Source organism: Massilia sp. BSC265 (assembly GCF_000740675.1).
GTDB lineage: Bacteria > Pseudomonadota > Gammaproteobacteria > Burkholderiales > Burkholderiaceae_D > Telluria.
The window spans coordinates 1-6548 of the sequence record NZ_JPXI01000014.1 but is presented as its reverse complement, the minus strand read 5'-3'; the positions used below and the strand labels follow the sequence as shown (position 1 = coordinate 6548).

Sequence of the window (6548 nt, the reverse complement as noted above, 5' to 3'; positions counted from 1 at the left end):
CTACATCGCCTCGCTGCGCTGGACCCCGATCTTCGAGACCTACGAAATCGGCTGCGAGGTGTTCGCGGCCGGCCATACCCAGCAGGAGCTGTTTGTCGAGGTCAAGATCTGGCACGGCGAGCAGTTGCTGGCGGACGACTACTACAAGCTGCTTGCCGGCGAGGCGAACCGCAAGATTGCCCTGTCCGACCCGGGTATCGACGATTCGCGCAACGAGATCCTCTGGAGCCCCGAGCGGCCGACCCTGCTCGATGCCGAGGTGACCCTGCGCTGCGGCGACAAGGTGCTCGACCGTATCCGCTCGTACACGGCGCTGCGCTCGGTCTCGATCAACCGCGACCGCTTCATGCTCAACGGACGTCCTTACCAGCTGCGCCTGGTGCTGGACCAGGGCTACTGGCCGGAATCCTTCATGACGGCGCCGTCGGACCAGCACCTGAAGCGCGACGTCGAACTGGTCAAGCTGATGGGCTTCAACGGCGTGCGCAAGCACCAGAAGATCGAGGACCCGCGCTTCCTGTACTGGGCCGACAAGCTCGGCCTGCTGGTATGGGAAGAGATGCCCTCGGCCTATCGCTTCAGCTCGCGCGCCATCACGCGCATGGTGCGCGAATGGACCGAGGCGATCCAGCGCGACTACAGCCATCCCTGCATCATCGTCTGGGTCGCCTTCAACGAGTCCTGGGGCGTGCCGAACCTGACCCTGACCCAGGCGCACCGCAATGCGGTCGAGGCGTTGTACCACCTGACACGCACGCTCGACTCGACCCGGCCGGTGATCGGTAACGACGGCTGGGAGGCCTCGGCCACCGACATCCTCGGCATCCACGACTACGACTGCGACCCGGAGAAGCTGGGGGCGCGCTATGCGGTCACCGACCCGGTGCGCACCCTGTTCGACCAGCGGCGTCCGGGCGGCCGCATCCTGACCCTGGACGGCTTCCCGCACCGCGGCCAGCCGATCGTGCTCACCGAGTTCGGCGGCATCGCCTACGATCCGAAGCAGGATCCGGATGCGGACAAGACCACCTGGGGCTACTCGCGGGCGCACACGGCGGAAAGCTACCTGTCGCTGTACCGCGAGCTTCTGCGGGTGGTGAACGAAACCTTCATGTTCAGCGGCTTCTGCTACACGCAGTTCACCGATACCTTCCAGGAAGCGAACGGCCTGCTCAATGCGGACCGCACGCCGAAGCTGCCGCTGGAGGTGATCAGCGCCGCTACCCGCAACGTGCCGCTGCAGCGCAAGGATGTCGAAGCGGAGGGCGATGGCCTCCCGGGTGGAACGGGCATGCCGTAATCGTTCAGGGAAGCGAACAAAAACGCGCACCCGGCAAGGTGCGCGTTTTTTTGTGGCGAGGCGGCCTGCCGGTGCGGGGCGCGACGATGGCGAGACGGCGTCGCAACCGGCGGTGGACGCTGCAGCAGTCTTCTTGCCGGATGCCGCAGCGCGATTCGGTACGGGCGGGCCTAAATACTCGCCCATACATCAATGTGGTCCTGGCTGCCGTAACCGGCACGCTGCCGCGTTGGCTCCTGCTTGCATTGCTCGTACTGCGGCGCAGTTGCCACCTTGCATCGCATTCGGCTCAGTTTGCCAGAATTCACATGTATTTCTCTTCGCGTACTTAGCGCTGGATGACGCCGCTGGTGACGTTCACGCGGTCACCGCTGCGGAAGTCGGGTGTGCTGCCATGGTTGACGACCTGGGTGCTGCCATCGTCCATGCGCACCGTAACGCGGTAGCTATTTGCGCCGGTAGCGCCGGCTGCGCCGCTCGAGCCGGTGCTGCCGGCAGAGCCCGAGCTGCCCGAGGTCGTGCTCTCACTGGGAACGACTTCGATGGCGAGGACCGTGCTGTTGGGGCTGGAGCTGCCGGCCGCCGAGGTACCGGCTGCCGCCGACGAGCCGGTGCTGCCCGATGCTCCCGTGCTGCCGGACTGGTCCCAGCTCGAGGAACCGCTGGTGCCGCTGGTTCCACTGCTGCCCGAGGTGCCAGAGCTGCCCGAACTGCCGGAGGTGCCGGTGCCCATGGTCCCCTGGCTGCTCGAGCTGCCGCTGCTGCCGGTGGGATTGCCGGAGGCGTCGGTGGCGCTGCCGGCGCCGTAGCTGCTGGAGCCGCCGGTCCCGGTTGCGCCAGTGGTGCCGCTCGAACCGCCCGAGGTAGTGCCGCTCGCGCCGCTCGCGCCAGTAGATGTGTCGCCGCCGCCGCCGCCGCGCATGCCGGCGCACCCGGCCAGGCCCAGCGATACAGCCAGCAAGCCCGCCAGGAGCATGCTCTGGTGTCTTTGCTTCATGGTCAACTCCTTATGGTGGATGTTCAATCGGATGCGTGACGATGCCACGTGCCACTGAAGTGAGAGGGGGGAAGCGCGTCAGCGTTCCAGCCGACTCGGGATGTGCCTGAGCTGGATCAAGGTGCCCAAGAGGCCGGCGGATTTTTTTGCTGCGTGGAAGGTCAGCGTTGGCGTACGGTGTCGTGCTGCGGCACGATCACGGCCAGCAGGGTGCTGGTCAAGAGCGCCGCGCTCACGTCGATCATCCAGTCGCGCACGTCGCCGCTGCGGTAGGGCAGGAAGCTCTGCACCAGCTCGTCGCCGGCGCCCATCAGGGCGATCGCCAGCACGGTCTTGGCCGCGCGCACGGGGCCGCTTCCCGTGCTGCCGAGGAACCATAGCAGGCTCAGGAAGGCGTAGGTCAGGCCGTGCAGCACCACGCCGGGTGCGAATTCGCCCACTTCGGCGCGTGCCCCGGGGATCGAACCGGCAAGGATCACAGCCGCAAACAGCACGAGCGCAGTCTTGATGCGGGCGGAGCGCAGGCGTGGATCGAACAACAGGAAGGACAGGAAAGCGGGCATGACAATAGAACGCCGGACAAATGCCAACGATATCACACCGCTTGTTTTTCCTGTCGCACCGACCGGTCCGGCATTCCTGCGGCCAGCGCTCCGGCGCACTGTCGACTGCTTGTTCAGATCGTCAGCGCGGGGGCGCCGTTCGTGTAATGGGCGTCGAAACAGCTTTCGCAGTCGGCGCAGAACAGGTGTGCCATGCGTACGCTGTTCTGCCGCAGCACGAGCTTGAGATGGGTGTGCTGGCACTTGGGACAGATTTCGCGCACGCTACCGAAGGTCAGCAGGTTCAGCGTGGCGCTGGCGTCGTCGAGCTGGTCGATGACGGCAAGGGGATTCAGTTCGCTCAGCACCAGGTTGCCGTCGGCATGATGGCGGCGGCAGGCAGACGCTTCGGGCGGATGCGCGTAGGTCTCGGATACACGTAGATTCATAGGACAGGCTCCCATTATCGTGTTGTCCCCGCAACCCTGCAAAGGAGGAAAACGCAGGAGGGGAGCTTCATCATAGCGAAATCCAGCACGGCTTCAAGCCCAGCGGGCAGATTTTTGATAGTGTGTTGCTAATGTGAAGAAAAAAATGCCCGCCAGGAACTGGCGGGCACAACCCAAGATCGGGCCAAGAGACGTAATCGGTTGGTGTGTTGCACCCCTGGCGCAGCACACCTGCTGCCATCACGCATATCGGTTGCGTGTATCGCAGGTGAGTCAAAGTATATGGGGCGATTGTGACCACGCTGTGACAGTGATCAAACGTGACGCATGGTCGCCGAACTGTGCAGGGCTTCCGTGATCTCAACAATATCGGGCAGAACGCAGTGGCCGGGAACTGTAAAGAAACAGCCTGGAAACGTGCGGGCAAAAAAAAGCCCGCTCGAGGCGGGCTTAAAACTATTTTCTTGGAGGAGAATAGTGGAGACAGGTGCATTATGCTGCGCCGCCAAATATACGTCCAATTTAGAATACGGATACCAGACATTGATGTTCCGAATATCTGTTTCGCTAAGCTGAGCAAGAACGTTTATTCGCGTACTGGCACCGTGTAGTTCAATGCCATACGGCCACCATCCGCGTACAGGGTCTGGCCGGTGATGTAAGAGGCGTCGTCGCTGGCAAGGAAGGCGCACACGGCGGCCACTTCCTCGGGCTCGCCGCAACGCCCGAGCGGGGTGCGCGACAGGATCGTGTGGCGTGCTTCGGGACTGCCGAGTACCGCCTTCTTCGCCAATTCGGTCAGTATCGTGCCGGGGCCGATCGCATTGACGCGGATGCCATGCTCGGCCAGGCTGATCGCTGCCACGCGGGTCAGCTGCTTGACGCCGCCTTTCGAGACCACATACGGCACCTGGTTCGGGATGGTCAATTCGGCATTGACGCTGGACATATTGATAATGCACCCAGTCTGGCGTTTCACCATTTCGCGCGCCGCTGCCTGGCTGCACAGGAACATCGATTTCAGGTTGATGCGCAACACGCGGTCGAAGTCGTCTTCCGCCAGGTCGAGGAAATCCGCCGCGTGCGTCACGCCGGCATTGTTGACGAGGATATCGATCTGGCCGAATGACGCCAAGGTGGCGGCGATCATTGCATCGACATCGGCCTTCAGGCTGACGTCGCCATGGTGGAAGCGGGCGGCATCGCCGAGCTTTGCTGCGACATCCCGGCCTTCGGGGCGGATATCGACGAGCATGACGCGCGCGCCTTCCTGCACGAGCCGGGTGGCGCAGGCAAGGCCGATGCCCTGGGTGGCGCCGGTGACGATGGCGATTCTATTGGCTAATCTCATGGTGGGCTTTCGTAGTGTCCTGGATCCGCCATTGTATCCAGCGAGCCATGGAGGGGGGATTTGCCGACGCCGCCCTACGCGCCTCCCGGAAGCAGGGGAGCGAGCACGAACAGGACCGTCCCGTTCTGCACCGCGTGTGCCGTACCCGCGGCCAGGACGGCGGGACCGACGCCGGCCCAGCGCATCGCCACATAGGCGCAGGCGAGGATCATTCCTCCGAAGAAGGTGGTCATGCCGTGGGCAAGCCCCCCATTCAGGTAGTGGCCGCAGGCGAATACCAGCCCGCTCAGCAGCACGCAGGCGGACGAGGGTGCGCCGAGGCGGTGCGCGAGCTCCATCGGGAGGACCTGGGCGAGCAAGGTTTCAACGACGGGGGCATAGACCACGGCGATCAGGAAGATCCAGGCGGGACCGAACCGGCCGAGGCCGGCAGCTGCGGAGTGTCCCCATTGCTCGGGGGGCAAAAACTGCAGCACGACCCCGATCACGCAAAGGGTGCAGAGCGTGCCCACGATGCCCAGGCAGGCGCCCAGCGCAGCCGCGGCACGGTAGGGCCGTCGCTCGAGCCGGGCGCGCCAACAGGCCAGCCGAGGCGGGATGGTCGTGATCCGATGTGCCATGGAACGCTGCAAGGATACGGTGCCGCCCATGATAAGCATGCGCCGTCATCGAAGGCAGCGCGGCATCAAGAGAAGCTGCTTGACACCCTTAGAGCATCAGCGGCTTGTCCGGCAATTCGTTGGCGCGGCTGCCGTTGGCCGGGAAGTGCTGTCGAAGCAGCTCGTTGACCTGTCCGATGGCGGCCAGGGTCGCGTCATGGAAGCGGCCTTGCCTGAAGCCGTCCGTCATGGTGCGGCATACCGCCTGCCAGGTGGCGCTGTCGATCTTGCGGTCGATGCCGCGGTCGGCCACGATGTCCACCTTGTGTTCGGCAAGGTTGACGTAGATGAGCACACCGCAATTGTCCTCGGTGTCCCATACGCCGTAGTCCGCGAACAGGGCCAGCGCACGCTGACGGTTCGTGACACCGTCCCAGGCGTCGTCGAAGGGCAGGGCCTTTTCGACGATCAGGCGGACTTCGCCGCGGTGGGTTTGCTCGCCGGCGGTGATCGCCTCGCTGATCGCGGTGAGCGTCGTTTCCGGAAAAGCGCGCTTGGCCTCGCCACTGCTGCTCGTCAGGTGGCGCCAGGCGCGTTTGAGTCGTTGATTGAAGCCCATTACCAGTCTCCCGAGGCGCCGCCGCCGTCGAAGCTGCCTCCACCGCCGGAAAATCCGCCGCCACCGAATCCGCCCCCGCCGCCGCTGAATCCGCCAAAGCCGCCGCCGCGTCCCATGCCGCTCATGATGTTGCCGAGGATGATGCCGGTCGCGACATCGCCCAGGCCGCTGCGGCGGCGGTGGCCCCAGTGGTGCGGCGAGAGCCGGCTGCGGCGTGGACGGAACATGGAGCGCAGCAGGAAAAAGCCGATCAGGAGGGGAAGGAACCCGAACAGCGAAAAACCACCGCCGGTGTCGACCTGCACCTGGCGCTGCGGCGCCGGCTGCTGTGCCGGAGCAGGGAAGCTTTCCTTGTTCAGCAGGGTGGCGATGGCGCCGACGCCGGCCACCAGGCCTTCGTAATAATGGTTCTGGCGGAAGTGCGGTGCGATTACGTCCTGCAGGATGCGTTTCGATTGCGCGTCGGTCAGCACGCCCTGTACACCACGGCCGGCCTCGATGCGCAGCCGGCGCAGCGAACTTGGATTGTCACGCGCCACCATCAGCAGCACGCCGTCGTCGACGCCCTTGCGGCCCAGTTTCCAGGCGTCGGTGACGCGGATGCTGAACTGCTCGATCGCTTCGGGCTCGGTCGATTTCACCAGTAACACGGCAATCTGGCTCCCGGTACGGGCCTCGTAGTCGGCCAGCA

Annotated in this window: 8 protein-coding genes; 1 reads left to right on the top strand and 7 read right to left on the bottom strand. The window is 64.5% G+C overall.

Annotated elements, in window-relative coordinates; genetic code table 11:
* A partial coding sequence (locus MA09_RS02310; RefSeq protein ID WP_036245008.1) for a glycoside hydrolase family 2 TIM barrel-domain containing protein occupies positions 1-1300 on the top strand: 1300 nt, incomplete at its 5' end.
* A gap of 328 nt (positions 1301-1628) precedes the next feature.
* On the opposite strand, the gene MA09_RS02305 is transcribed toward MA09_RS02310, so the two are convergent.
* The 7 genes from MA09_RS02305 to MA09_RS02275 all read right to left on the bottom strand — a co-directional run.
* Positions 1629-2297: a hypothetical protein gene (locus tag MA09_RS02305; RefSeq protein WP_152594535.1), complete on the bottom strand. Its 669-nt coding sequence runs from the start codon at positions 2295-2297 to the stop codon at positions 1629-1631.
* A 161-nt stretch (positions 2298-2458) separates the two neighbouring features.
* On the bottom strand, positions 2459-2860 hold the full coding sequence (locus MA09_RS02300) for a VanZ family protein (RefSeq protein WP_036245006.1): 402 nt from the start codon (positions 2858-2860) through the stop codon (positions 2459-2461).
* Positions 2861-2973: 113 nt separating this feature from the next.
* On the bottom strand, positions 2974-3288 hold the full coding sequence (locus MA09_RS02295; protein ID WP_036245005.1) for a hypothetical protein: 315 nt from the start codon (positions 3286-3288) through the stop codon (positions 2974-2976).
* Positions 3289-3874: 586 nt separating this feature from the next.
* Positions 3875-4639, bottom strand: a complete 765-nt coding sequence (locus tag MA09_RS02290; RefSeq protein ID WP_036245002.1) for an SDR family NAD(P)-dependent oxidoreductase — start codon at positions 4637-4639, stop codon at positions 3875-3877.
* Positions 4640-4713: 74 nt separating this feature from the next.
* Positions 4714-5103 carry a type II CAAX prenyl endopeptidase Rce1 family protein gene (locus MA09_RS02285; RefSeq protein ID WP_161783186.1) on the bottom strand — a complete coding sequence of 130 codons (390 nt, stop codon included), beginning with the start codon at positions 5101-5103 and terminating at the stop codon, positions 4714-4716.
* Between the two features lie 244 nt (positions 5104-5347).
* Positions 5348-5857 carry a TPM domain-containing protein gene (locus MA09_RS02280; protein WP_036244998.1) on the bottom strand — a complete coding sequence of 170 codons (510 nt, stop codon included), beginning with the start codon at positions 5855-5857 and terminating at the stop codon, positions 5348-5350.
* Positions 5857-6548, bottom strand: a 692-nt coding sequence (locus MA09_RS02275; protein WP_036244996.1) for a YgcG family protein, incomplete at its 5' end; no start/stop codon positions are given. The genes MA09_RS02280 and MA09_RS02275, both read right to left, overlap by 1 nt.